A 23286-nucleotide genomic window follows, 5' to 3' on the forward strand; every position below is an offset into this window, starting at 1 on the left:
ACGGTGCGGCGTCAGCGGTTTCGACCGCCGGCGCCGCACCGTGTCATTGTCCTTGTCTGCGTTCGTGCAGTAGCAGCAGTGCGTAGCCGGCGATGCTCTGCGCATCGGTCACCCCGCCGTCACGGATCATCGCCTCGAACTCGGCGCGGCTGAACCAGGCGGCGCGCATGTCCTGTTCCTCGTGTTCCCGCTCCGGCTCGCCGACCGTGAGCTCGGTGGCCAGGAACACCCGGCCACGCTGACTGGACATGCCCGGCGCGACATCCAGCATCCCCAGTTCCTCCATCCGTCCGGCCCGCAACCCGGTCTCCTCCCGCAGCTCCCGGGCGGCCAGCTCGCCCGCGGGCAGTTCCGCCCGATCCGGCGCGGTGCCTTGCGGGAACTCCCACCGGCGCAGCCCGAGCGGGTAGCGGTACTGCTCGACCAAATGCAGCCGTCCGCGCTCGTCGAGCGGAATGATCAGCGCGAAGTCAGGCTTGTCCACGACGCCGTAGATGCCACGCGAGCCGTCCGGTCGCCGGATCGCGTCCTCCCGGACGGTCATCCAGCTGTTCGCGTAGACCTCCCGTGAGCCAAGTGTCTGCATGCGGTTAGCCTCGCACGGTGCGTCTTGTCATCGCCCGCTGCCAGGTCGACTACAACGGACGGCTGACCGCGCACCTGCCGATGGCTACCCGGCTGGTGCTGATCAAGGCCGACGGTTCGGTGTCCATTCACTCCGACGACCGCGCCTACAAGCCGTTGAACTGGATGAGCCCGCCGTGCTGGCTCACCGAGGACGGCGACACCTGGACGGTGCGCAACAAGAACGGTGAGCAACTGATCATCACCGTGGACGAAGTGCTGCACGACTCGGCGCACGAGCTGGGCGCGGAACCGGGTCTGGTCAAGGACGGCGTGGAGGCCCACCTGCAGGAGCTGCTCGCCGAGCACATCACCACGCTCGGCGAGGGCTACACACTGGTGCGCCGCGAGTACCCGACGGCGATCGGCCCGGTGGACATCCTGTGCCGGGACGCCGAGGGCGCCACGGTGGCGGTGGAGGTCAAGCGGCGCGGCGAACTGGACGGTGTCGAGCAGCTGACCCGCTACCTCGAACTGCTCAACCGTGACCCGCTGCTGGCCCCGGTCACCGGTGTGTTCGCCGCCCAGCAGATCAAACCGCAGGCCCGCACGCTGGCCGAGGATCGCGGCATCCGCTGCGTCACGCTGGACTACGACGCGCTGCGGGGCGCGGACAGCGACGACTTGCGGCTGTTCTGATCACCGCACGGCACACGTTGCCGGGTTGTGGTCACATCCGCCCGGTGGGGGCGCTAACGTGCATGCGTGCCTCAGTTGCGATCAATGACCATGGCTCGCCGCGTCGCCGCCCTGCTGGTGGCGCTGGCCGCGCCTGCGGTCTTGTCCGCGTGCGGCGGGGTCGATCTGGCGAAAGTCACCTACGACCGCACCACGGTGCCCCCGCAGCCCGGCAGTGGCGGTACCGGTCCGGTGCCGGAGGGCCAGGTCGACGTGCCCGAGCTGGCGGTGGAGAAGCTGCGCACGATCGACACGTGCGAGCTGCTGAAGGGTGAGGCGGTCACCCAGCTGGGCACGCCGGAGGAGCCGCGTGGTTCGCGTCCGGAGAACTGTTCGGTGACCGTGAGCGACCCGGCAGGCAAGGAACTGCATGTGTCCGTGCGCATCGGGGAGCGCGTCTACGACAGCCGCGATCGGGCGACCGGCGGGCTCGACGGGCTGCCGCTGTGGGAAACGCGGCAGGAAGACGCCTGCAACGAGACCGTGCTGACCGACGAGAGCGCCAAGATCGGCATCTCGCTGCTGGTGACCTATGCCGACGGCGAGCCGTGCGGCGCCGCGCGCAAAGCACTGGCCAAGATCATCCAGCGGTCGAAGTCCGACCCGCCGCACGTTCAGGTGCCGGACGGATCGTTGCGGGCCACCGACCCGTGCTCGGTGGTGCCCAGGAAGCTGGCCACCAGCATGCTCGGTCAGGGCTACAAGACCGACGCCACGCTGCTGTACAACTGCACGGCACGCAGCCAGGACCTGGACAAGGGGCAGATCGAGGTCGGGTTCGGGTTCTCGTATCCACCGCTGGAGAGCGGCGAGTCCAAGCGCGTGAAGCTGACCGGTTCGGTGCGGGCGATCCAGCGTTACTACACCCCGAACGTGGAGAGCTGCGAGATCGAGTGGGAGCACAAGAAGTTCTCCGGACCGACCGCGCGGGACGGTGAAACGGTCAAGGTCGAGTTCTCCAACCTCGGTGGGAAAGGCGACGCGCTGGACGCGTGCCGGAAGGCGAAGCAGGCGGCCAAGGCCGTGCTCGGTGAACTTCCCGGGAGGTGACGAGGGCCTCTGAGCTGTTGCGTCGCCTCACCCGCGCCGCGACGATACGCAGGAGTAACCCGAGCAGTGGAGGCATGCAGTGGCGCGTGAGTTCGCATCGGTCGGAGTAGTCGGGCTGGGCACCATGGGTGCCGGCATCGCGGAGGTGTTCGCGCGCAGCGGGCTGTCGGTCATCGGTGTGGAGGCCGATGACAACGGCGTGGCGCGCGCCCGCGAGCACATGGAGCACTCCACCGGCCGCGCGCTGGCCAGGGGCAAGATCGACGAGGCGACCAGGGAGGAGATCCTCGGCCGGATCCGCTACACCACGCAGCTGGACGACCTGGCCGAGGTCGACCTGGTGGTGGAGGCGATCCCGGAGCACCTGGACGCCAAGGCCGAGCTGTTCGCCACGCTGGACAAGGTCACCAGGCCAGACGTGATCCTGGCGTCGAACACTTCGTCGCTGTCCATCACCGAGATCGGCGTGCACACCCAGCGCCCCGGCAAGGTCGTCGGGATGCACTTCTTCAACCCGGCTCCGGTGCTCAAGCTGGTCGAGGTCGTCCGCACGGTGGTCACCGAGCAGGACGTGATCGACGACGTGGTGGCGCTGGCCAAGCGGATCGGCAAGACACCGGTGGTGATCGGTGACCGTGCCGGGTTCATCGCCAACGCGCTGCTGTTCGGTTACCTCAACCACGCGGTGCGGATGTTCGAGTCGAAGTACGCCACGCGCGAGGACCTGGACGCGGCGATGCGGTTCGGCTGCGGCTACCCGATGGGTCCGCTCCAGCTGCTGGACCTGATCGGCCTGGACACCGCCTACGAGATCCTCGACTCGATGTACCGGCAGTCGCGTGACCGCTTGCACGCGCCCGCCCCGCTGCTGAAGCAGATGGTTTCCGCCGGCCTGCTGGGCAGGAAGGTCGGCCGCGGCTTCTACACCTATGACCGGCCGGACTCCCCGAACGTCGTCGCCGACGACCTGACACCGAGTGCTACGCCGGACGAGCAGGCGCCGACCCGCCAGGTGCGCAAGGTCGGCGTGGTCGGCACCGGGACGATGGCGACCGGGATCGCCGAGGTTTTCGCCAAGTCCGGTTACGACGTGGTGTTGCGGGCGCGGAGCAAGGAGAAGGCGGAGGCGGCCGTCGGCAAGATCCGCAAGTCGCTGGACCGCGCGGTCAGCAAGGGCAAGCTGGCCGAGGACGAGGCGACCGCGGCGGCTGAGCGGATCACGCCGGTGGTGGAGTTCGCCGACCTCGCCGACGTGGATCTGGTGGTCGAGGCGATCGCCGAGGACCTGGAGATCAAGCGGCAGGTGTTCGCCGAGCTGGACGCGGTGGTGAAGGACGGCGCGGTGCTCGCCACGACCACGTCCTCGCTGCCGGTGGTGGAGTGCGCGGCGGCCACCAAGCGCCCTGCCGACGTGGTCGGCATGCACTTCTTCAACCCGGCGCCGGTGATGAAGCTGGTCGAGGTGGTCAGCACCATCAGCACCGCGTCCGACGTGGTGGCCACGGTCAACGCGGTGTGCCGCGACATCGGCAAGGTGGCGGTGAACTGCGCCGACCGCGCGGGCTTCATCGTCAACGCGCTGCTGTTCCCGTACTTGAACGACGCGGTGAAGATGCTGCAGGCGCACTACGCCGAGGCAGGCGACATCGACACCGCGATGAAGGTCGGCTGCAGCCTGCCGATGGGCCCGTTCGAGCTGCTGGACGTGGTCGGCCTGGACGTGGCGCTGGCCATCCAGCGGACGCTGTACTACGAGTTCCGCGAGGCCGGGTTCGCTCCCGCGCCGCTGCTGGAGCACCTGGTCACCGCAGGCCGACTCGGCCGCAAGACCGGCAAGGGCTTCTGGGAATACAACTGACGAGCCACCGCGCGGGCCCTGACCGATCCAGGGCCCGCGCGGTGATCAGCAGTCGAGGTCGAGGCAGGACCGGGACTCGGCGGCGTCGGTCTTCTCCACCTCGAGCGTGATCGCCCTGTCCGACTTCACCTTCGCCCCGGCCGCGGGATCCTGGCCGACGACGATCCAGTTGCGGTAATTGGCGGCGAATGCGTGCCCGTCCACCGGGAGCGGCACGACGTCGGTGAATCCCCTGTCGGTCAACTCGTCGTAGCTGACCTGAAGATTGGTGCCGGTCACCGACGGCATCGTGAGTGTCTCGGCCCCGGACTGCTCCGGCTCCGCGCTGATCTCCGGAGCCGAGGAAGCCTCAGCCTGCTCCGGCTCCGCGCTGATCTCCGGAGCCGACGGAGCCTCGTCCACCTCCACGGCGGCAGCGGGCTCCCGGTCGATCGGTTCGTCGCCGCTCAGCTGAGAGCAACCGCTCGTGATCACCGCGGCCAAGCCGAGAACCGCAACTGCGACGCGCATGCGCATGGTCATCTTCCCCTCGCGAAACTGTTCCCCAGCGGCCGGACCTCGCCGGCCTGACATCAACTGGTCGCTTCGGGGGCGCGATCGTTACGGCTGTTCGGCGTAGCGACGGAGTGATCTGCGTCCCGCTAGCCGCCGCAGCAGCAGCCACCACCACAACAGCCACCACCGGACGGCGCAGGCATCCGCGAGTCGGACGCCCCGGAGGCGGTGCCGGTCAACGCAACGGTGGTGAGGAGCTTGACGGTGTCGGTGTGTCCCTCCGGGCACACCGCGGGGTCGCCGGACTCACTCATCGGCCGGTTGAGCTCGAACGTCTCGGTGCATTCCCGGCAGCGGTAGGCGTAGGTCGGCATGCCGTCATTATCGCGCCCGCGACGCGCTCGCTGACAGGCTCGCGCTGTGGCACGCTCGCAGCGTGCTACCACGACCGGATGACACCGTCCCGCACCTGGCCGACGTCGTGCCCTCGGTGCTGGCCGCCATGGGCGCACGCGGCTTCGACTCCTACCTCGAACTGCCCGGTGACCGAGCAGGAGCGTGTGTGCTGCTCATCGACGGACTCGGCGCCGAGCTGCTGGACGCGCACGCCGAGGACGCCCCGGTGCTCAGCGAGCTTCGCGGGCACGACCGACGGGATCTGCACGTCGGTTTCCCGGCCACGACGGCGGCCGGGCTGGCCGCCATCGGCACCGGCTGCCGGTCCGGTGAACACGGCATGGTCGGCTACACGTTCCACCTCCCGGGCGCAGGCGTGATCAACGCACTGCGCTGGCGGCCGCACCCGGTGTCCGGCGCCGACGAGGACCTGCGCGCGGACTACCCACCGGAGCGGATGCAGCCCAAGCCGACCACGTTCCAGCAAGCGGAGTCCGCAGGCGTGACGGTCAACGTGATCTCCGGCGCGGAGTTCACCGGTTCCGGGTTGACCCGTGCGGTGCTGCGTGGCGGCCAGTACATCGGGGTGCATGCGCTGGGTGACCTGGCCGCCGAGGTCCGGACGACCATTCTCGGCGGCGGATTCTGCTACGGCTACCACGGCCAGCTCGACATGCTCGGACACCTGCACGGGCCGGGCTCGCTGCCGTGGCGGATGCAGCTGCGCCAGGTCGACCAGCTGGTCGAGTCGATCGTGGAGAGCCTGCCGCCCGGCGGGCTGCTGGCCGTCGTCGCCGATCACGGCATGGTGACCGTCGACGACCTCGTCGACATCGACGAGGACGACCTGCTGACCAGCGGGGTGCGGGCGATCGGTGGCGAAGCCCGGGCCCGTCACGTGTACGTCGAGCACGGAGCGGAGGAGGACGTGCTCGCCACCTGGCAGGAGAAGCTCGGCGAGCGGGCCTGGGTGGTCAGCAAGGACGAGGCCGTCGAGGCCGGGTGGTTCGGCGACCTGGTCGAGGATTACGTCGTCGACCGCATCGGCGACGTGATCGCCGCGGCCCGGGGTGGGACGGCCATCATCCGCCGGTCACACGAGCCGATGGAGTCCATGCTGATCGGCCACCACGGGTCACTGTCCACCGCCGAGCAACTGGTCCCGTTGGTGCTGGCTCACCGCTGACGCCGCAGCAGCACTTCGTCGAAGCCGTGCTGGCTGCGCTCCCGCCACACGGTGAAACCCAGCTTCTCGGCGACCCGCAGCGACGCGGCGTGCTGCGGGGTGGTGACGATCGACACCGGCACGTCCGGCATCTCCTGCTCCGCCCACTCCACCGCAGGGCGGGCGATCTCCGTCGCGTATCCCTGACCCCAATAGTTGCGGTGCAGGCGATAGGCCAGGTTCAGCACTCGTTCGCCGCCCTCGACGTGGTGCCGAACGCCGCCCATGCCGACGACGGCACCGTTGTCCGTGGCTTCGGCAAGCCAGTACGACAGCCCGTAGTCGTCCCAGTCCGCCACCCAGCCGGTGAACCGTTCCCGCACCTGCTCGGGCTGGAACGCCATCGGATCCCACTGATTGGCTTCTTCGTCGCGATACAACGCGACGACCTTGTCCTCGTCGGTCGGCCACAGCCGCCGTAGCAGCAGGCGTTCGGTACGGATCTCGGGCAGAACAGGGCTCACTCGAACGACGGTAGGCGCACTTCGGACACAATGGGGCCCATGACGGCCCGTGTGAGGGATTTGCCGCTGGTTTTGCTGCACGCTTTCCCGGTCGACGCGCGAATGTGGGACGGAGTGCGTGACCCGCTCGCCGCGCACACCCGGGTGATCACGCCCGATCAGCGCGGGCTCGGTCGCTCGCCGATGCCGCTGACCGACCGTGCCCCGTCGCTGGACGACGCGGCCAGGGACGTGGTCGTCCTGCTGGACAAGCTCGGCATCGACCGTGCCGTCGTCGGCGGCTGCTCGATGGGCGGCTACGTCACGATGGCCTTGCTGCGCATCGCGCCGGAGCGGGTCGGTGGCCTGGTCCTGATCGACACCAAGGCCGCCGCCGACGCCGAGGACGCCAAGGCGAACCGGCTGGCGATGGCCGACCGCGTCGAGTCGGAGGGCGTGGAGTTCCTGCCCGAGGCGATGATGACCAACCTGCTCGGCCGCACCACCCGCGAGCAGCGGCCGGAGATCGTCCGGACGGTGCGGGACCTGATCACCGATCAGCCGCCCGCCGGCGTCGCGTGGGCCCAGCGGGCGATGGCCGCCCGTCCCGACTCGTTCGAGACGCTGCGCTCGGCCGACGTGCCCGCCCTGGTCGTGGTCGGCGAGGAAGACGAACTGACCCGGGTCGACCAGGCCCGCACCATGGCCGAGACGTTGCCGGACGCCCGGCTGGAAGTCATCGCCGAGGCCGGGCACCTGTCCCCGCTGGAAGCGCCGAGGGCGGTCGCCGACGTGATCGCGAGCCTGTGGCGTTGACCTGCGGAATTGATGGAGTGACCAGGACAACTGTGATGTGGAGCCAGGTAGTGCTGGATCACATCGACGGCCCGGATAGGATCACGGCAGCTTCGTTCCCGGGGTTTGTGCCATTCCCGGTGTCCGAAGGTCCCCGAGTGACTGCAGGAGGCAGGCAGTGACGGCCGTAGCGCCCCAGCCGATCGCGACGCGTCCCCATCCGGCGAGCCCGCGCGTCAAGGGTTCGTACATGCTCAGCATGTTCCGGACCACCGACCCGAAGCAGCTGGGCATCATGTATCTGGTCGCGTCGTTCGCCTTCTTCATGGTCGGTGGCGCGATGGCGATGCTGATCCGCAGCGAGCTGGCGGTGCCAGGGCAGCAGTTCTTGTCGTCGGAGCAGTACAACCAGCTGTTCACCATGCACGGCACGATCATGCTGCTGCTGTACGCGACGCCGAGCGTGTTCGGCTTCGCCAACCTGGTGCTGCCGCTGCAGATCGGTGCGCCGGACGTGGCGTTCCCGCGGTTGAACGCGTTCTCGTTCTGGCTGTTCCTGTTCGGTGGTCTGGTCACCGTCTCCGGCTTCCTCACGCCGGGCGGCGCGGCGGACTTCGGCTGGTTCGCCTACGCCCCGCTGTCCAACGCGATCAACTCCCCGGGCGTCGGGGCCGACCTGTGGATCAGCGGTCTGATCGTCTCGGGTCTCGGCACCATCCTCGGTGCGGTCAACATGATCACCACCGTGGTGTGCATGCGCGCGCCCGGTATGACCATGTGGCGGATGCCGGTCTTCACGTGGAACATCGTCATCACCAGCCTGCTGGTGCTGATCGCGTTCCCGATCCTGACCGCGGCCCTGTTCGGCCTGCTGGTCGACCGGCACCTGGGGGGGCACGTGTTCGACCCGGCCAACGGTGGCGTGATCCTCTACCAGCACTTGTTCTGGTTCTTCGGCCACCCGGAGGTCTACATCATCGCGCTGCCGTTCTTCGGCATCGTCAGCGAGATCTTCCCGGTGTTCAGCCGCAAGCCGGTGTTCGGTTACAAGGGCCTGGTGCTGGCCACCATCGCCATCGCGGCGTTGTCGGTGGCGGTGTGGGCGCACCACATGTACGCCACCGGCGCGGTGCTGCTGCCGTTCTTCAGCTTCATGACGTTCCTCATCGCGGTGCCGACCGGTGTGAAGTTCTTCAACTGGATCGGCACGATGTGGAAGGGCAAGATCACCTTCGAGTCGCCGATGCTGTTCTCCATCGGCTTCCTGGCGACGTTCCTGCTCGGTGGTCTCACCGGCATCCTGCTGGCCGCCCCGGTGCTGAACTTCCACGTGTCGGACACCTACTTCGTGGTGGCGCACTTCCACTACGTGCTCTACGGCACGATCGTGTTCGCCACGTTCGCCGGCATCTACTTCTGGTTCCCGAAGTTCACCGGCCGGATGCTGGACGAGTCGCTGGCCAAGTGGCACTTCTGGCTGACGTTCTTCGGCTTCCACACCACGTTCCTGGTGCAGCACTGGCTGGGTAACGAGGGCATGCCGCGCCGGTACGTGGACTACCTGGAGTCGGACGGGTTCACCACGCTGAACTCCATCTCGACGATCGGTGCCTACATCCTGGGTGTCTCGACGCTGCCGTTCCTGTGGAACGTGTTCAAGTCCTACCGGTTCGGCGAGCGGGTCACCGTGGACGACCCGTGGGGTTACGGCAACTCGCTGGAGTGGGCCACCACGTGCCCGCCGCCGCGGCACAACTTCACCGAGCTGCCCAGGATCCGCTCCGAGCGGCCCGCGTTCGAGCTGCACTACCCGCACATGACCGAGCGGATCCACACCGAGAAGGAGGTCTCCTTCACCGGTAAGCCGCTGCACAACCGCCACCAGGCTCCGTCCGAGCAGATCGCGGAGGCCACCGCGACCGGCACGGCGACGCTGACGCTGGACGCCGAGCCGGAGCGGCGGGACGAGAACGATCCCGGCGAGAAGTGACGGAAGCGCCTCCTGGTCACACACCGGTCCTGATCACGGTCACCGGGCCGGACAAGCCCGGCGTCTCGTCGGTGTTGTTCGCCGCGCTGACCAAGCACGGCGTGCAGATCCTCGACGTCGAGCAGGTGGTGATCCGTGGGCAGCTGGTGCTGGGTGTCCTGGTCGCCACCCCGCGTGACCCGGAGGGCCTGCAGGAAGCGGTCGAGCAGGCCATGGCGACGCTGACCATGCAGGTCGCCGTGCGCATCGGCGACGAGATCGGCGAGGACCCGTTCGCCCAGGCGGCGCGCGGCTCCAGCCACGCCGCGGTGATCCTCGGGCATCCGGTGACGGCACGCGCGTTCGCCGCGGTGGCCGAGCGGCTGGCCGCCATCGGCGCGAACATCGACGCGATCCGCAGTGTGGCGGACTACCCGGTGACCGGGATCGAGCTGCACCTGTCGGTGAAACAGACCGGCCCGGATGCCGACGACGAGCTGCGCCGCGCGCTGGCCGACGTGGCCCGCTCGGCGGGTGTGGACATCGCCGTCGAGCCGGAGGGCTTGTCCCGCCGGGCCAAGCGGCTGGTGGTCTTCGACGTGGACTCCACGCTCATCCAGGGCGAGGTCATCGAGATGCTGGCCGACCACGCCGGGGTCCGCGAGCAGGTTGCCACCATCACCGACGCGGCCATGCACGGCGAGCTGGACTTCACCCAGTCCCTGCAGCGCCGGGTGGCGCTGTTGGCAGGCTTGCCGGAGACCGTGCTGAACGAGGTGGCCGAGCAGATCGAGCTGACGCCTGGCGCGCGGACCACGGTGCGCACGCTCAAGCGGCTCGGTTTCCGGTGTGGTGTCGTCTCCGGTGGGTTCGCGCAGGTCATCGAGCCGCTGGCGGAAGAGCTCGGGTTGGACTTCTACGCGGCGAACCGGCTGGAGGTCGTCGACGGGGTGTTGACCGGCCGCGTCGTGGGCGACGTGGTCGACCGTAAGGGCAAGGCCGAGGCGTTGAAGAAGTTCGCCGCCGAGTTCGGTATCCCGCTCGAGCAGTGTGTGGCCGTGGGCGACGGCGCCAACGACATCGACATGCTGTCCACCGCGGGCATGGGCGTGGCGTTCAACGCCAAGCCCGCGCTGAAGGAGGTCGCCGACGCCGCGCTGAACTACCCGTACCTGGATGCGGTGTTGTTCATGCTGGGCGTCACGCGCGCCGAGGTGGAGGCGGCCGACATCGCCGACGGCATCGAGCTCAGGAAACCCCCGACCTACCCCCTGCCGCCACAGTCATGACCGGCCCAGCATCCGTTCTCGCACCACTGCGGGCCCGCTACGCCTCCTGGCTGACGTTGTCGCAGGACGCCGTGGCGTCCTCGCGTGACGAGGATCCGTCGACCGTGCGCGCCATGCAGATGGTCATGCGGATCGAGCGGACGGAGCCGCCGAGGCGCACCGACGTGCTGGAGGCCGCGGCCGCCGCTGCCGTCGCCGTGTGCCTGGACCCGCGCAGCCAGCCGGGCGGGAATTGGCACGACGCCATCGCGAACTGGGTCTCCGGCCACATCCGGAAGGTGGCTCGACGGGCTCGTGGCGCGCACTGGGCCGCCGCCCAGGAGGTCCCTGGCCTGACCGTGGCGGTGGGAAGCGCGGAGGTCCGCGCGTTGGTGCCGGGCCTGGTAGCCGAGGTCCCGAAGGTGATCTCGCGCCTGCAGATCTCCGGATCGGACCTGCCACCGGACGACCCGGAGCCGCCCGAGGAGGGCAGTGGTCCGGTGCTGTGGGTCAACCCCGAAGTGCCGATGACCGTGGGCAAGGCGGCCGCGCAGGTCGGGCACGGCACCATGCTGCTGGCGACCGCGCTGGAACCGGAGCGGCTCGAGCAGTGGGCCGCCGACGGCTACCGCTGCATCGTGCGGACGCCGACCGTGGAGCGTTGGCGTGAGCTGCTGCCGAGCGCCGACCCAGCGGAGGCGTGGCAGCGACGGCGGGTGATCGCCGTGCGAGATGCCGGGTTCACCGAGATTGCGCCGGGCACGATCACCGTGCTCGCCGAGGATCCCGCTCGCTGACCGGCCGCGTCAGCAGGCGCTACTGCTTGGCCTCCCACACGACGTAGGCCTCGTCGGCGTCGGTGGTCATGGCCTCGATGAACCGCTCGTTGTCGAATCCGGGCAGCGTCTGCAGGCGTTCGATCAGCGCATCCGCCGCCGGATCCCCGCTCGGCACCGCGGTCCCGTTGCCGGAAGCGCCCGCGAGCATCAGGAAGACGTCTTCCTTCCACGGGCTTTCCGGGATCACTCGGATCACCACCGCGGTCAGTTCCTCCCAGGTGACCGCTTCTTGCGAGCCGTCGGCCAGCGTCCTGCGGACCCCGGTGTCGTCGACCGTGATCGAGCGCGACTGGGCGGTGCTCGGATCGTGAATCAACCGGATCTCCTTTGCGCGTTGATGCTCCACCGTAACGCCGCGTCACGAACGGGGCTGGTCCGGGGCATCGGGGGCGGCCGCGCAACCGGGTCAGGACTGCTCGGCTGCGGCGTCCAGCCTGCGCAGCGCAGCCCTGGCTACCTCGGCGTCGGTGGTCGGCCAGAACGGTGGGAGGGACGCCCGCAAGAAGCTCCCGTAGCGGGCGGTGGCCAGGCGGGAATCGAGTACCGCGACGACTCCGCGGTCGGACGTCGTGCGATGCAGACGACCGACGCCTTGGGCCAGCAGCAGCGCGGCGTGTGCGGCCGCGACGGTCACGAAGCCGTTGCCGCCGCGTGCCTCGACCGCACGTTGTCGGGCGGATTGCAGCGGGTCGTCGGGGCGCGGGAACGGGATGCGGTCGACGACCACCAGCTGCAACGACGGGCCCGGCACGTCGACGCCCTGCCACAGGGACAGAGTGCCGAACAGACAGGTCCGCGGGTCCTTGGCGAACTGACTCACCAGCAGGCCGGTGGCGTCGTCGCCCTGGCACAGGATGGGGTGGTCCACGCGCTCCCGCAGCTCCTCGGCGGCCTGTTTGGCCGCGCGCATGGAGGAGAACAGGCCGAGGGTCCGGCCGCCCGCCGCCTCCACCAGCCCGGTCAACTCGGTCAGCAGCGATTCGCTGAGCCCGTCGCGGCCCGGCGGGGGCAGGTGCTTGGCGACGTACAGGATCCCGTTGCGCGCGTAGTCGAATGGCGAGCCGACGTCGAGGCTGTGCCACCGCAGGCCGCCCTCGTCGGACGGCGGACGCTTCGCGGTCGCTGTGCCGGAGGTCTCCGCCTCGGCAGCAGCGTCCGACCCGGCGACCTTGGTCTCCTCCGGCAGGGGTGAGGAGTCCTGACGGGCGCGAGGGAGACCCCACTGCGCCGCGAGGGTGTCGAACGAGCCGCCCAGCGCCAGGGTCGCCGACGTCAGCACCGTGGTCCGGGTGTTGAACAGCTGCTCCCGCAGCAGGCCGGCAACCGACAGGGGCGCGACGTACAGCGACGGCGGACGAGAGCTGCCGACGGAATCCGGACGGTCGTGCGACCGCCACACGACGTCGCTGCGCACTGGAGCCTCGTCGTCGAACGCTTCGAGCACACGCACGGCCGTGTCGTGCACGTCGTCGAGCGCGGTCCGGGCAAGTTTGCGGGCAATCGCCTCGCCGGCATCCTCGCGCCGCTCCGGGCCCAGCGCGGTGAGGCAGGCGTGCGCGGCGTCGCGAATAGCGCGCAGTGCTCCGGCGAGCGGCTGCGGCAGGTCGTCCAGCCGCCCGCCCGGCACGTCCTCGAGCACCACGCTCAGGCCTTCGGAGGCCTCCATCAGCATGTCGGCCTGCTCACCGTCGACCAGCCTGCCGCTTCGCCGTGCCGCGGTGGCGACCATCCCCGCGGTGAGTTCGGCCGTCGCCGCCGACGTCACCCGGTCGACCAGGTCGTGGGCCTCGTCCACGATCACCAGGTCGTGTTCCGGCAGGATGTTGCGGCCTTGCAGCGCGTCCACGGCCAACAGCGCGTGGTTGGTCACCACCACGTCGGCCTGGCCTGCTTCGGCCCTGGCCTGCTCGACGAAGCACTCGTCGGCCACCGGGCACTTGGCCGCGCCCAGGCATTCCTTCGCGGTCACCGAAACCTGCCGCCAGGCCCGGTCGGAGACGCCGGGAACCACCTCGTCACGGTCGCCCGTGGTGGTCTCGGCGGCCCACTCGTGCAGCCGTTTGACCTCCTTGCCGGTGCGGCTCACCGTGAACGGGTCGAACAGGCCCGCGTCCTCCGGCTCCTCGGGCGCGCCGGATTGGATGCGGTGCACACACAGGTAGTTGCTGCGGCCCTTGACCAGAGCGAACACCGGCTCGCGGCCCAGCGGATCCTTGAGGGCCTTCGCCAACCGCGGCAGATCCCGGTCGACCAGCTGCCGCTGCAACGCGATGGTCGCGGTGGACACCACGACCGTCCGACCGGACTCCACGGCGTGCCGGATGGCAGGGACCAGGTAGGCCAGCGATTTCCCGGTCCCGGTACCCGCTTGCACCGCCAGGTGCTCACCGGTGGCGATCGCGTCGTTCACCGCCTCGGCCATGCGCACCTGGCCCGGCCGCGTCGTCCCGCCGATCGCGTCGACGGCCGTGGCGAGCAGGTCGGGGACGGAAGGCAGGCCGGTGGCCGTGGTCTCGGTCGGGGATGCCACGGCGATGACGGTACCCGTGCCGAGGCCGCCACACGTCCGGGTGGTGCAGGCGCGCCGCGGTTATTTCCGGCCTGCGCACGGTCGATGCTTGCAAGTGATGGTCACCAAGAGGGGATTCGCCATGTCTTCCAGCAAGCGCCGTCCGCTGTTCGTCCTGGCCGCGGCCACACTTCTGGCCACGGGTACGACCGGCGGATACGCCAGTGCTCTCGAGCCGGGAGCCAGCGGCTCCGGGTCGGTCGGTTCGGTCGACGTCACGATCGACGGGACGCCGGTGCAGCAGGACCCGATCGCGCCGTGCGACGTCGACGGGGTGCCCACCGACGAGTCGGACAAGGTCACGGTCGGCGACGTCGCGACGTTCTACGGCGGGGAGACGACGTGCACCCGCACGGAGGACGAGGAGGCCGAGGTGACGGTCTCCGGCGAGGCGTTCGTCACCGACGTGCTGCGCGACTGGGGCGGCCCGCGGATCCGGCTCAGCGGCTACGACGTGTCGTGCCGGACCAGCGCGAACGGCAGCTCAGGCATGGTCGAGCTGCGCGGCATCCGCGGCATCGAGGTGCCGGAGGAGATCGAGCCGAACCACACGATCACCATTCCGGGCGCCACCGCGGACGCGGCACCGATCGCCAAGGTGGTGCTGAACGAGTTCGTCACGCCGGAACCGCCGGACGGCTCGATGCGGCTCAACGCCATGCGGATCGAGTTGTACCCGGACGGGAACCCGGCAGGCAGCGGCAGCATCGTCGTGGGCTCCGTGGCCTGCGATCCGTTCGGAGGCTGACACCGACGCCGACCCGGCGCGGGCGGTGCTGACATGCACCGCCCGTGTCCGCGTGGCGCCGGCGGCAAGCACACCGAGCCCACGCTCGGCTGGTCAGGCACGAATGCGTTCCGCCAACTCGCCGGCACCCGTGCACGGGAGCCGCACCTAGCTCGCAATAGGCGGCAGCACCCCTCAGCTCAGGGACCACTCCGCATTACCGGCACGCGGCGGTCCGGCGGAGCTCAGCTCACCCGCGGGCTGCCGGTGAGCTCGACGCCTGCCTGCCGCAGCTCCTCCAGCGCCTTGTCCACCGTCTCCTGCGCGACCCCAGCGGTGTAGTCCAGGAGCACGCGCGTGCGGAAACCGGCCTTCGCGGCGTCCAGCGAGGTGGCGCGCACACAGTGGTCGGTGGCGATCCCGACCACGTCGACCCGGTCCACGCCGCGGGTCCGCAGCCACTCGTCCAACCGCTCTCCGGAGTCGGTGACGCCTTCGAAGCCGGAGTAGCCGTCGGAGTACTGGCCCTTGGAGAACACTTCGGTGATCGGTCCGACGTGCAGCGCCGGATGGAACGCCGCCCCCGCCGTGCCCGCGCGGCAGTGCGGCGGCCACGAGCGCACGTAGTCCGGGTTGTCGCTGAAGTGTGCGCCCGGATCGATGTGGTAGTCCCGGGTGGCCACCACGTGCTGGTAGTCGCCCTTGTTCGCCAGTGTGCGCGAGATGTCCTCGGCCACCGCGGCGCCGCCGTTCACGGCCAGTGCGCCGCCTTCGCAGAAGTCGTTCTGTACGTCAACGATGATCAACGCCGCACTCATCGCCCGCCGCCTTTCCGGGGAAGCACGACCGTCGGGATGGCCGGCTCGCCGTGGGACAACGTCAGGCCCTCCCACGGCAGGCTGACCAGCGCCCGGCGCAAGTGCTGTCTGCTGTCCTCCAGCGTAGGGAGATCCGGGGCAGGCTCACCACCGCGCATCAGCGGAATCGGCAGGGTCCGGTCGTGGGCGCCGGGCTCCGGCGGCTCGTGCGCGGGGTGGACGACTTCCTCGATCGCGGTCCCGGTGTCCTTGTGCCTGCGCAGCGCCGACTTGCGCCCGCCGTGCGACTCCTTGTTCAAGCTGCGCTTGGCGACCGGTTCCCCTTCGACCTCGACCAGCTTGTACACCATGTGCGCGGTCGGCGCCCCGGACCCGGTCACCACGGACGTGCCGACGCCGTAGGCGTCCACCGGCTCGGCGCGCAGCGCGGCGATGGCGTGCTCGTCCAGGTCGCCGGACACCACGATCCGGGTGTCGGTGTTGCCGAGCTGGTCCAGCTGGTCCCGAACCTGACGGGCGAGCACGCCGACGTCGCCGGAATCGATGCGCACCGCGCCCAGCTCCGGCCCGGCCACCCGGACCGCGGTCTCCACGCCGCGCGTGATGTCGTAGGTGTCGACCAGCAGCGTGGTGTCGGTGCCCTGCGTCTGGACCTGGGCGCGGAACGCTTCTTCCTCGCTGTCGTGCAGCAGCATGAAGGCGTGGGCCACGGTGCCGCGCGTCGGAATGCCGTACCGCCTGCCCGCCTCCAGGTTCGACGTCGCCGCGAACCCACCCAGGTACGCGGCGCGTGCAGCGGCCACGGCGGCCTGCTCGTGGGTACGCCGCCCACCCATCTCGATGATCGGCCTGCTGCCCGCCGCGGTGACCATGCGAGCGGCGGCGGACGCGACCGCGCTGTCGTGGTTGAGGATCGACAGCACCAGGGTCTCCAGCACCACGCCTTCGGCGAAGGTCGAGCGCACGGTGAGCACCGGCGAGCCGGGGAAGTACAGCTCGCCTTCCGGATAGCCGTCGATGTCGCCGGTGAACCGGTAGTTGGCCAGCCACTCCAGCGTCGGCTCCGGCACGATCGCGCTCGCGGCCAGGTGTTCCAGCTCGGCCTCGTCGAAGCGGAAGTTGGCGATCGCTTCCAGGACCCGCGTCGTGCCCGCGACCACGCCGTATCGCCTGCCGTCCGGCAACCGGCGTGCGAAGACCTCGAACACGCATTCCCGTTGTGCGCTGCCGTCGGCCAGCGCACTGGCCAACATGGTCAGTTCGTAGTGGTCGGTAAGCAGCGCTGTGCTGGCACCAGGGGCTGTCATGAGCCCACTTTAGGAACATCGACTCGGTGTTGCCTCATTCGTGGGCCGTGCCACCATAGAAGTATGTCCACACCAATGCCCGCGGCAATCGATCCGCAGGTTGATCCCGAGGTCGAGGAACTCGGCAAGACCGACAAACCGTGGCAGACCGTCGTGTGGAACGACCCGGTCAACCTGATGTCGTACGTGACCTACGTGTTCCAGAAGTTGTTCGGGTACAGCCGCGATCACGCCACCAAGCTGATGCTCGACGTGCACCACAAGGGCAAGGCCGTGGTGTCGTCGGGGTCGAAGGACAAGGTGGAGGGCGACGTCGCGAAGCTGCACGCGGCGGGTCTGTGGGCCACGATGCAGAAACCGTCGTAGGCGCCCGCGGTGAAGGCATGGAAGCGGCGTGGGGCCCGGGTGATCGCCGGGTTCGACCAGCAGGAGGCCGCGGTGTTGCGCGGCCTGGTCCGGCAGGTCGAGGACATGCTCCGGGCCCGCGCGGAGAGCGCACCGCAGGATGAGCTGGCCCAGCTGACCGGTATCAAGGCCGGGCCGTCCACGGCGCCGGACGACCCGGTGTTGCAGCGGCTGCTGCCGGACTTCTACCGGCTGGACGACGATCAGCCGAGCAGGCAGGACCAGGACGAGGTGGCCGCGCTGCGCTCGTTGCACGAGCCGGAGCTGGTCGAGGCGAAGCTCGGGGTCGCGGCCGTGGTGCTGGAGACGCTGTCCCCGCAGGGCGGTGAGGTGCGCCTGTCGCTCGAGCAGGCGGACGCGTGGTTGAGCGCGATCAACGACGTGCGGCTGGCCTTGGGCACGGCGCTGGACGTGCAGGAGGACATGCCCGACGAGCTGCCCGAGGACGATCCGCGCGCACCCCATCTCGGTGTCTACCACTGGCTGACCTATCTGCAGGAAAGCCTCGTCCAGGCGATGGCGGCATGACGACCGGTCCGCTCAACGCCATCACCGACGTGCCCGGCGTCCTGGTCGGCCATCACCACCGTTTCGAGGACGGCTGGGCGACCGGGACGACAGTGGTGCTCACGCCCGCGGGAGCCACCGGCGGCGTGGACCAGCGCGGTGGCGCGCCGGGCACGCGGGAGACGGACCTGCTGGCGCCGCAGAACCTGGTGCAGCAGGCGCACGGCGTGTGTCTGAGCGGCGGCAGCGCCTACGGGCTCGCGGCCGCCGACGGTGTCATGCGGTGGCTGGCCGAGCACGAGCACGGTTTCCCGGTCGGCAGCCAGCCGCACGAGGTCGTGCCGATCGTGCCCGCCGCGGTGATCTTCGACTTGCCCAACTCCGCGTGGGGCAACCGTCCGGACGCGGAGTTCGGCTACGCCGCGTGCCAGGCGGCCGCCGCGGGACCGGTCACCCAGGGGTGCGTGGGAGCAGGCGTCGGCGCCACCGTCGGTTCGCTCTCCGGCGGCGTCGGGACGGCCAGCCGGATCACCGCGGCAGGCTTCACCGTCGGTGCGCTGGCGGTGGTCAATGCCGCCGGTGAGGCGGTCGACTTCGCCACCGGACGTCCGTGGGCGGCCGATCACGAGCTGTCCGGCGAGTTCGGTGTGCCGGCGTGGCCGAACCGGCCGGCCCAGCAGCCGTCCGTACCGGACCCGCCGCTGAACACCACGATCGGTGTGGTGGCCACGGATGCGGAGCTGACCAAGGCGGAGTGTCACCGGCTGGCCATGTCGGCCCAGGACGGGCTGGCGCGGGCCGTCCGCCCTGCGCACTCGATGTTCGACGGCGACACCGTGTTCGCGCTGGCCACCGGCGATCGCGAGCTGACCAGCGCAACCGGCCCGTTCGCCCAGCAGACGCGCGCGGCGGTGCTGGACGAGCTGTGCGCGGCTGCCGCGGAGGCCTTCACCAGGGCGATCGTGCACGGCACGCTCCGCGCGAGTGCGCTGCCCGGCCGACCGGCTTACCGTGACTTGTGGCCCGGAGCGGTCAAGGACGGCCAGGAGTGATGTCCGCAACCTTGGCCGTCTCACCATTCGGACCAGTAACGTCCAAGTTCTAGGATCGATGCTGTGTTGCAGATTCGCCGCGAGCTCGTCGACAAGATCGTCGCCCACGCGCGGGCGGATCACCCCGACGAAGCGTGCGGGGTGATCGCGGGCCCGGCGGGCTCGGACGACCCCCAGCGGTTCATCCCCATGCTCAACGCCGCGCGTTCGCCGACGTTCTACGAATTCGATTCCGGTGATCTGCTGAAGCTGTACCGGGAGATGGACGAGCGGGACGAAGAGCCGGTGGTGATCTACCACTCGCACACCGCGACCGAGGCTTACCCGTCCCGCACCGACATCAAGCTGGCGGCGGAGCCGAATGCGCATTACGTCCTGGTGTCGACCAGGGACCCCGACGAGCACGAATTCCGTTCGTACCGCATCGTCGACGGTGTCGTCACCGAGGAGCCGGTCAGGATCATCGAGGCCGAGTCGGAGCCGACTCAGGCAGAACAGCGGAGGTAACCCAATGGCCGTCACCGTGTCCATTCCCACCATCCTGCGGTCGCACACCGGTGGGCAGAAGTCCGTCGAGGCCACGGGCGAAACCGTGCTCGAGGTGATCGACGACATCGAGTCGCGGCACAGCGGGATCAAGGCCCGGCTGGTGAAGGACGACAAGCTGCATCGCTTCATCAACGTCTACGTCAACGACGAGGACGTGCGGTTCGCCGGTGGGCTGGAGGCCAAGGTCTCCGACGGCGACACCGTCACGATCCTGCCCGCGGTGGCCGGCGGCTGATGGGACGCTACGCCAGCCTGCTGGACACCGTCGGCTCGACGCCGCTGGTCGGCCTGCCGCGGCTGTCGCCGGACACCGGTGACGGGCCGCCGGTGCGGTTGTGGGCGAAGCTGGAGGACTACAACCCGACCGGCTCGATCAAGGACCGGCCCGCGTTGGCGATGATCGAGGCTGCCGAGCGGGACGGCACCCTCCGCCGCGGCGCGACGATCCTGGAACCGACGTCCGGTAACACGGGCATCGCGCTGGCCATGGCCGCCAAGATCAAGGGCTACGGCCTGGTGTGCGTGATGCCGGAGAACACCTCCGAGGAGCGCAAGCAGCTGCTGCGGGCCTTCGGTGCGCGCATCGTGTACTCCCCGGCGGCCGGTGGGTCCAACGAGGCGGTCCGCCGGGCGAAGGAGCTGGCCGAGCAGAACCCGGACTGGGTGCTGCTGTATCAGTACGGCAACCCGGCCAATGTGCAGGCGCACTACGAGGGCACCGGGCCGGAGCTGTTGAAGGACCTGCCGGAGATCACCCACTTCGTGGCCGGGCTGGGCACGACCGGCACGTTGATCGGTGTCGGCCGCTATCTGCGCGAACACAAGCCGGACGTGCAGATCGTGGCGGCCGAGCCTCGGTACGGCGAGCTGGTCTACGGCCTGCGCAACCTCGACGAGGGGTTCGTGCCGGAGCTGTACGACGAGAGCGTGCTGACCGGCCGGTACTCCGTCGGTGCTTATGACGCGTTGCGCCGCACGCGGGAGCTGCTCGAGCTGGAGGGCATCTTCGCGGGCATTTCGACCGGTGCGGTGCTGCACGCGGCGCTGGCGGCGGCGGAGAAGGCCGTGCGGGCCGGTCAGCGCGCCGACATCGCGTTCGTGGTCGCCGATGCCGGGTGGAAGTATTTGTCCACCGGTGCCTACGCGGGTGCTCTGGACGAGGCGGCGGCCAAGCTGGACGGCCAACTCTGGGCCTGACGGCCACACGGGAGCCGAGGCGCCGGTCAAGCTGGACGGCCATCTCCGGGCGTGACGGCCACCCGGGAGCCGAGGCACCGGCTCGGCGGCCGAGCTCTGCCCGCTGAGTGCCCGACCTGACCCTGGCTCCGGTCGCCCGATTTCCGGGGTTTTCCCCGAGGACGAACCGGTCGGACGCTCGTAGCCTGGAGTCATGAGCACACCGCCGCTGCCAGGGACACCGAGCACGACCTCCGCCAAGCCGGTCGACAAGCGACGCCGGGTGCTGCCGCCGAACCCGAAAGCCGCGGCGCTCGTGGCGCTCGGGTTCACCGCCGTGCTGTACCTGGTGGAGCTGGTCGACGTCATCCTGCCTGCGAACCTGGACGCGGGCGGTATCGAGCCGCGCGAGGTCGACGGCCTGCTCGGGGTGGTGTTCTCTCCGCTGCTGCACGGCACATGGGAGCATCTGGCCGCCAACACCATCCCGGTGCTGCTGTTCGCCTTCCTGGCGATGGCGGGCGGCATCGGCCAATGGATCGCCGTCACGCTCACCATCTGGATCCTCGGCGGGCTGGGCGTGTGGCTGACCGGCGCCGACGGCACGGTGCACATCGGTGCGTCCGGGCTGGCGTTCGGCTGGCTGGCGTTCCTGCTGGTACGCGGCATCTTCAACCGGGCTCCGGGGCAGCTTGTCTTGGCGGTCGTGCTGTTCGTCCTCTACGGCGGGATGCTGTGGGGTGTGCTGCCAGGTGCGGCGAACGTGTCCTGGCAGGGGCACCTGTTCGGCGCACTGGCCGGTGTGCTCGCCGCCTGGCTGGCCGCGAAGGCCGACCGCTCCGTCGGCAAGTCCACGCCGACAGCGCCGCCGCTGCCGCCGGGTAACCTGGCGGCGTGAACCGAGCCGCTCCGATCGGGATCTTCGACTCAGGGGTCGGCGGGCTGACCGTGGCCCGCGCGGTGATGGATCAGCTTCCCGCAGAGCGACTCCGCTACATCGGCGACACCGCCAACGGCCCGTACGGACCGCTGCCGATCGCGCGGGTGCGCGAGCTGGCGTTGAGCAGGCTCGACGAGCTGGTCGACAGCGGTGTGAAAGCCCTGGTCATCGCGTGCAACACCGCGTCAGCGGCGTGCCTGCGGGATGCTCGGGAACGCTACGACGTGCCGGTGGTCGAGGTCGTCCTCCCGGCGGTCCGGCGTGCCGTAGCCGTCACCCACACCGGCCGGGTCGGTGTCATCGGCACGGAAGGCACCATCCGTTCACGCGCCTACGACGACGCGTTCCATGCCGCCAGCCACGTGCAGGTGACCAGCGTGGCGTGCCCGCGCTTCGTCGACTTCGTCGAGCGTGGACTGACCTCCGGCAGGCAGGTGCTCGGCCTGGCGCAGGGGTACCTCGAGCCACTGATCTCCGCCGATGTCGACACGCTGGTGCTGGGCTGCACCCACTACCCGTTCCTCACCGGCGTGCTGCAGATCGTCATGGGGGAGCAGGTCACGCTGGTCTCCAGCGCGGAGGAGACGGCCAAGGACGTGGTGCGGGTACTGACCGAGCACGACGCGCTGGCCGAGCCCGGGGACGAGCCGCCATCGCACGAATTCACCGCGACCGGGCCGGCGGAGCCGTTCCAGCGGCTGGCTCGCCGGTTCCTCGGCATCCCCGTGGGCCTCACCAGCGACGTGGTGTTCACCCCGTCACCGTAACGGCCCGTTCGCTTTCCGTGCCCGGCGTGGCAAGGTGTCTTGCATGCGGCTGACCATCCTGGGATGCGCGGGCAGCGTGCCGGGGCCCGGCACCAACGCCTCAGGCTACCTGCTCGAAGCCGACGACTTCACGCTGGCGCTGGACCTGGGCAACGGCACAGTGTCGGCGCTGCAGCAATTGCGGGACCCGTTCGATCTGGATGCCTTGCTGCTGTCCCATCTGCATCCGGATCACTGCGCGGACTTCGCCGCGCTGACGGTCATCCGGCGCTATCACCCGGAGCGGCCGGGAGCGGACCGGCGCCTCCCCGTCTACGGCCCGGCGGGTACCGAACAGCGCCTGGTCAACCTGTATGCGCCGAACGAGCGGGAGCGGGCCGAGACCGACCTGACCGACAGCTATTCGTTCGCGCCACTGCCGTCCGAACCGACGATGATCGGTCCGTTCGAGGTGCAAGCCATCGAGGTCTGTCATCCGACCCCGGCCTACGGCGTGCGGATCAGCTACGACGGCACCACGTTCGCCTACACCGGCGACACCGGAGTCTGCCCGTCCCTGGAGCGGCTCGCTGCGGGCGTGGACGTGCTGCTGGCGGAAGCGACGTGGACGGACGCGGACGACCGACCTCCGGGCATCCACCTCTCCGGCGCGGAAGCCGGGCAGCTGGCCGAGCGCGCCGGGGTGGGCAAGTTACTGATCACGCACATCGCCCCGTGGACCGACCCAGCCGCGATTCACGCCGAGGTCAAGGCCGCGTACACGGGACCGTCGGAGATCGTCGTTCAGGGTGCGAGCTATGAGTTGGCACAGCGCCGCTAGGGTGCAACA

General features: G+C 69.6%; 26 protein-coding genes. 18 read left to right on the forward strand and 8 right to left on the reverse strand.

Translation table 11 applies throughout. The features are described 5' to 3' along the window. Positions 1–43 precede the first annotated feature (43 nt). Positions 44–586 carry an NUDIX domain-containing protein gene (locus YWM_RS0107190; RefSeq protein ID WP_028850158.1) on the reverse strand — a complete coding sequence of 181 codons (543 nt, stop codon included), beginning with the start codon at positions 584–586 and terminating at the stop codon, positions 44–46. Between the two features lie 17 nt (positions 587–603). Here YWM_RS0107190 and nucS point away from each other — a divergent pair, with 17 nt between their 5' ends. The 3 genes from nucS (at position 604) to YWM_RS0107205 (ending at position 4210) form a co-directional block, all read left to right on the forward strand. Further along, a complete protein-coding gene (gene nucS, locus YWM_RS0107195) occupies positions 604–1263 on the forward strand; it encodes an endonuclease NucS (RefSeq protein ID WP_028850159.1) in 660 nt (219 codons plus the stop codon). An 84-nt stretch (positions 1264–1347) separates the two neighbouring features. Next, the gene (locus YWM_RS22540) at positions 1348–2352 is read left to right on the forward strand and encodes a hypothetical protein (RefSeq protein ID WP_043660062.1); all 1005 of its coding nucleotides are present in this window, start codon (positions 1348–1350) and stop codon (positions 2350–2352) included. Between the two features lie 79 nt (positions 2353–2431). Next, complete coding sequence (locus YWM_RS0107205) at positions 2432–4210, forward strand: 3-hydroxyacyl-CoA dehydrogenase family protein (protein WP_028850160.1); 1779 nt, start codon at positions 2432–2434, stop codon at positions 4208–4210. 45 nt (positions 4211–4255) lie between these two features. Here YWM_RS0107205 and YWM_RS25130 read toward each other — a convergent pair whose 3' ends face one another. Both YWM_RS25130 and YWM_RS0107215 read right to left on the reverse strand, forming a co-directional pair. After that, positions 4256–4720 (reverse strand): PASTA domain-containing protein, encoded by a 465-nt coding sequence (locus tag YWM_RS25130; RefSeq protein WP_169720966.1) that lies wholly within the window; start codon positions 4718–4720, stop codon positions 4256–4258. Positions 4721–4851: 131 nt separating this feature from the next. Beyond that, the gene (locus YWM_RS0107215; RefSeq protein ID WP_028850161.1) at positions 4852–5079 is read right to left on the reverse strand and encodes an FmdB family zinc ribbon protein; all 228 of its coding nucleotides are present in this window, start codon (positions 5077–5079) and stop codon (positions 4852–4854) included. A gap of 62 nt (positions 5080–5141) precedes the next feature. On the opposite strand from YWM_RS0107215, the gene YWM_RS0107220 reads away from it, so the two are divergent. Continuing rightward, positions 5142–6287 carry an alkaline phosphatase family protein gene (locus YWM_RS0107220; RefSeq protein ID WP_245565952.1) on the forward strand — a complete coding sequence of 382 codons (1146 nt, stop codon included), beginning with the start codon at positions 5142–5144 and terminating at the stop codon, positions 6285–6287. Here the strand turns inward: YWM_RS0107220 and YWM_RS22550 are convergent. Continuing rightward, positions 6278–6790, reverse strand: coding sequence for a GNAT family N-acetyltransferase (locus YWM_RS22550; protein ID WP_043660065.1), 513 nt, complete (start codon positions 6788–6790; stop codon positions 6278–6280). The two genes, YWM_RS0107220 and YWM_RS22550, sit on opposite strands and share 10 nt — an antisense overlap. Positions 6791–6841: 51 nt before the next feature. Here YWM_RS22550 and YWM_RS0107230 point away from each other — a divergent pair, with 51 nt between their 5' ends. The 4 genes from YWM_RS0107230 to YWM_RS0107245 all read left to right on the forward strand — a co-directional run bounded on the left by YWM_RS0107230 (position 6842) and on the right by YWM_RS0107245 (position 11598). After that, positions 6842–7585, forward strand: coding sequence for an alpha/beta fold hydrolase (locus tag YWM_RS0107230; protein ID WP_028850163.1), 744 nt, complete (start codon positions 6842–6844; stop codon positions 7583–7585). 157 nt (positions 7586–7742) lie between these two features. Then, on the forward strand, positions 7743–9554 hold the full coding sequence (gene ctaD / locus YWM_RS22555) for an aa3-type cytochrome oxidase subunit I (protein ID WP_084612237.1): 1812 nt from the start codon (positions 7743–7745) through the stop codon (positions 9552–9554). Then, complete coding sequence (serB, locus tag YWM_RS0107240) at positions 9551–10822, forward strand: phosphoserine phosphatase SerB (protein WP_043660067.1); 1272 nt, start codon at positions 9551–9553, stop codon at positions 10820–10822. Before ctaD ends, serB begins: the two co-directional genes overlap by 4 nt. After that, entirely contained in the window at positions 10819–11598 is a 780-nt protein-coding gene (locus YWM_RS0107245; protein WP_028850165.1) for a peptidyl-tRNA hydrolase, read from the forward strand. Before serB ends, YWM_RS0107245 begins: the two co-directional genes overlap by 4 nt. Before the next feature lie 19 nt (positions 11599–11617). Here YWM_RS0107245 and YWM_RS0107250 read toward each other — a convergent pair whose 3' ends face one another. Further along, positions 11618–11956, reverse strand: a complete 339-nt coding sequence (locus YWM_RS0107250) for a hypothetical protein (protein ID WP_028850166.1) — start codon at positions 11954–11956, stop codon at positions 11618–11620. 90 nt (positions 11957–12046) lie between these two features. Beyond that, positions 12047–14170: an ATP-dependent DNA helicase gene (locus tag YWM_RS0107255; protein WP_245565953.1), complete on the reverse strand. Its 2124-nt coding sequence runs from the start codon at positions 14168–14170 to the stop codon at positions 12047–12049. A gap of 121 nt (positions 14171–14291) precedes the next feature. Between YWM_RS0107255 and YWM_RS0107260 the strand changes: the two genes are divergently transcribed. Beyond that, positions 14292–14957, forward strand: a complete 666-nt coding sequence (locus YWM_RS0107260) for a choice-of-anchor P family protein (RefSeq protein ID WP_156914685.1) — start codon at positions 14292–14294, stop codon at positions 14955–14957. 224 nt (positions 14958–15181) lie between these two features. On the opposite strand, the gene YWM_RS0107265 is transcribed toward YWM_RS0107260, so the two are convergent. Both YWM_RS0107265 and YWM_RS0107270 read right to left on the reverse strand, forming a co-directional pair. Continuing rightward, positions 15182–15754: a nicotinamidase gene (locus YWM_RS0107265; RefSeq protein WP_028850169.1), complete on the reverse strand. Its 573-nt coding sequence runs from the start codon at positions 15752–15754 to the stop codon at positions 15182–15184. Next, positions 15751–17061, reverse strand: coding sequence for a nicotinate phosphoribosyltransferase (locus YWM_RS0107270; protein ID WP_028850170.1), 1311 nt, complete (start codon positions 17059–17061; stop codon positions 15751–15753). Before YWM_RS0107270 ends, YWM_RS0107265 begins: the two co-directional genes overlap by 4 nt. A gap of 63 nt (positions 17062–17124) precedes the next feature. Here YWM_RS0107270 and clpS point away from each other — a divergent pair, with 63 nt between their 5' ends. The 9 genes from clpS (at position 17125) to YWM_RS0107315 (ending at position 23277) form a co-directional block, all read left to right on the forward strand. Further along, positions 17125–17427, forward strand: a complete 303-nt coding sequence (clpS, locus tag YWM_RS0107275; protein ID WP_028850171.1) for an ATP-dependent Clp protease adapter ClpS — start codon at positions 17125–17127, stop codon at positions 17425–17427. Positions 17428–17436: 9 nt separating this feature from the next. Beyond that, a complete protein-coding gene (locus YWM_RS0107280; protein WP_028850172.1) occupies positions 17437–17994 on the forward strand; it encodes a DUF2017 domain-containing protein in 558 nt (185 codons plus the stop codon). Beyond that, positions 17991–19025, forward strand: a complete 1035-nt coding sequence (locus tag YWM_RS0107285; RefSeq protein ID WP_028850173.1) for a P1 family peptidase — start codon at positions 17991–17993, stop codon at positions 19023–19025. The genes YWM_RS0107280 and YWM_RS0107285 overlap by 4 nt, the downstream gene beginning before the upstream one ends. A gap of 63 nt (positions 19026–19088) precedes the next feature. Further along, positions 19089–19532, forward strand: coding sequence for a M67 family metallopeptidase (locus YWM_RS22560; RefSeq protein ID WP_052344648.1), 444 nt, complete (start codon positions 19089–19091; stop codon positions 19530–19532). A gap of 4 nt (positions 19533–19536) precedes the next feature. Further along, positions 19537–19809, forward strand: coding sequence for a MoaD/ThiS family protein (locus tag YWM_RS0107295; protein ID WP_028850174.1), 273 nt, complete (start codon positions 19537–19539; stop codon positions 19807–19809). Continuing rightward, entirely contained in the window at positions 19809–20771 is a 963-nt protein-coding gene (locus tag YWM_RS0107300) for a PLP-dependent cysteine synthase family protein (protein WP_028850175.1), read from the forward strand. The genes YWM_RS0107295 and YWM_RS0107300 overlap by 1 nt, the downstream gene beginning before the upstream one ends. A 193-nt stretch (positions 20772–20964) precedes the next feature. Further along, positions 20965–21648, forward strand: a complete 684-nt coding sequence (locus YWM_RS0107305) for a rhomboid family intramembrane serine protease (protein ID WP_211232448.1) — start codon at positions 20965–20967, stop codon at positions 21646–21648. Further along, positions 21645–22457, forward strand: coding sequence for a glutamate racemase (murI, locus tag YWM_RS0107310; protein ID WP_028850177.1), 813 nt, complete (start codon positions 21645–21647; stop codon positions 22455–22457). Before YWM_RS0107305 ends, murI begins: the two co-directional genes overlap by 4 nt. A 43-nt stretch (positions 22458–22500) precedes the next feature. Then, positions 22501–23277: an MBL fold metallo-hydrolase gene (locus YWM_RS0107315; protein WP_028850178.1), complete on the forward strand. Its 777-nt coding sequence runs from the start codon at positions 22501–22503 to the stop codon at positions 23275–23277. Positions 23278–23286: the final 9 nt, after the last annotated feature.

This window comes from Thermocrispum municipale DSM 44069 (assembly GCF_000427825.1).
Classification (GTDB): domain Bacteria; phylum Actinomycetota; class Actinomycetes; order Mycobacteriales; family Pseudonocardiaceae; genus Thermocrispum; species Thermocrispum municipale.

Excerpts from the sequence above, each read along its gene's own strand:
- YWM_RS0107190 (WP_028850158.1), bottom strand. The coding sequence starts at position 586 with ATGCAGACACTTGGCTCACGGGAGGTCTACGCGAACAGCTGGATGACC.
- YWM_RS22540 (WP_043660062.1), top strand. The coding sequence starts at position 1,348 with ATGACCATGGCTCGCCGCGTCGCCGCCCTGCTGGTGGCGCTGGCCGCG.
- YWM_RS25130 (WP_169720966.1), bottom strand. The coding sequence starts at position 4,720 with ATGCGCGTCGCAGTTGCGGTTCTCGGCTTGGCCGCGGTGATCACGAGC.
- YWM_RS0107215 (WP_028850161.1), bottom strand. The coding sequence starts at position 5,079 with ATGCCGACCTACGCCTACCGCTGCCGGGAATGCACCGAGACGTTCGAG.
- YWM_RS0107245 (WP_028850165.1), top strand. The coding sequence starts at position 10,819 with ATGACCGGCCCAGCATCCGTTCTCGCACCACTGCGGGCCCGCTACGCC.
- YWM_RS0107260 (WP_156914685.1), top strand. The coding sequence starts at position 14,292 with ATGTCTTCCAGCAAGCGCCGTCCGCTGTTCGTCCTGGCCGCGGCCACA.
- YWM_RS0107265 (WP_028850169.1), bottom strand. The coding sequence starts at position 15,754 with ATGAGTGCGGCGTTGATCATCGTTGACGTACAGAACGACTTCTGCGAA.
- YWM_RS0107270 (WP_028850170.1), bottom strand. The coding sequence starts at position 17,061 with ATGACAGCCCCTGGTGCCAGCACAGCGCTGCTTACCGACCACTACGAA.
- clpS (WP_028850171.1), top strand. The coding sequence starts at position 17,125 with ATGTCCACACCAATGCCCGCGGCAATCGATCCGCAGGTTGATCCCGAG.
- YWM_RS0107285 (WP_028850173.1), top strand. The coding sequence starts at position 17,991 with ATGACGACCGGTCCGCTCAACGCCATCACCGACGTGCCCGGCGTCCTG.
- YWM_RS0107295 (WP_028850174.1), top strand. The coding sequence starts at position 19,537 with ATGGCCGTCACCGTGTCCATTCCCACCATCCTGCGGTCGCACACCGGT.
- YWM_RS0107300 (WP_028850175.1), top strand. The coding sequence starts at position 19,809 with ATGGGACGCTACGCCAGCCTGCTGGACACCGTCGGCTCGACGCCGCTG.
- YWM_RS0107305 (WP_211232448.1), top strand. The coding sequence starts at position 20,965 with ATGAGCACACCGCCGCTGCCAGGGACACCGAGCACGACCTCCGCCAAG.
- YWM_RS0107315 (WP_028850178.1), top strand. The coding sequence starts at position 22,501 with ATGCGGCTGACCATCCTGGGATGCGCGGGCAGCGTGCCGGGGCCCGGC.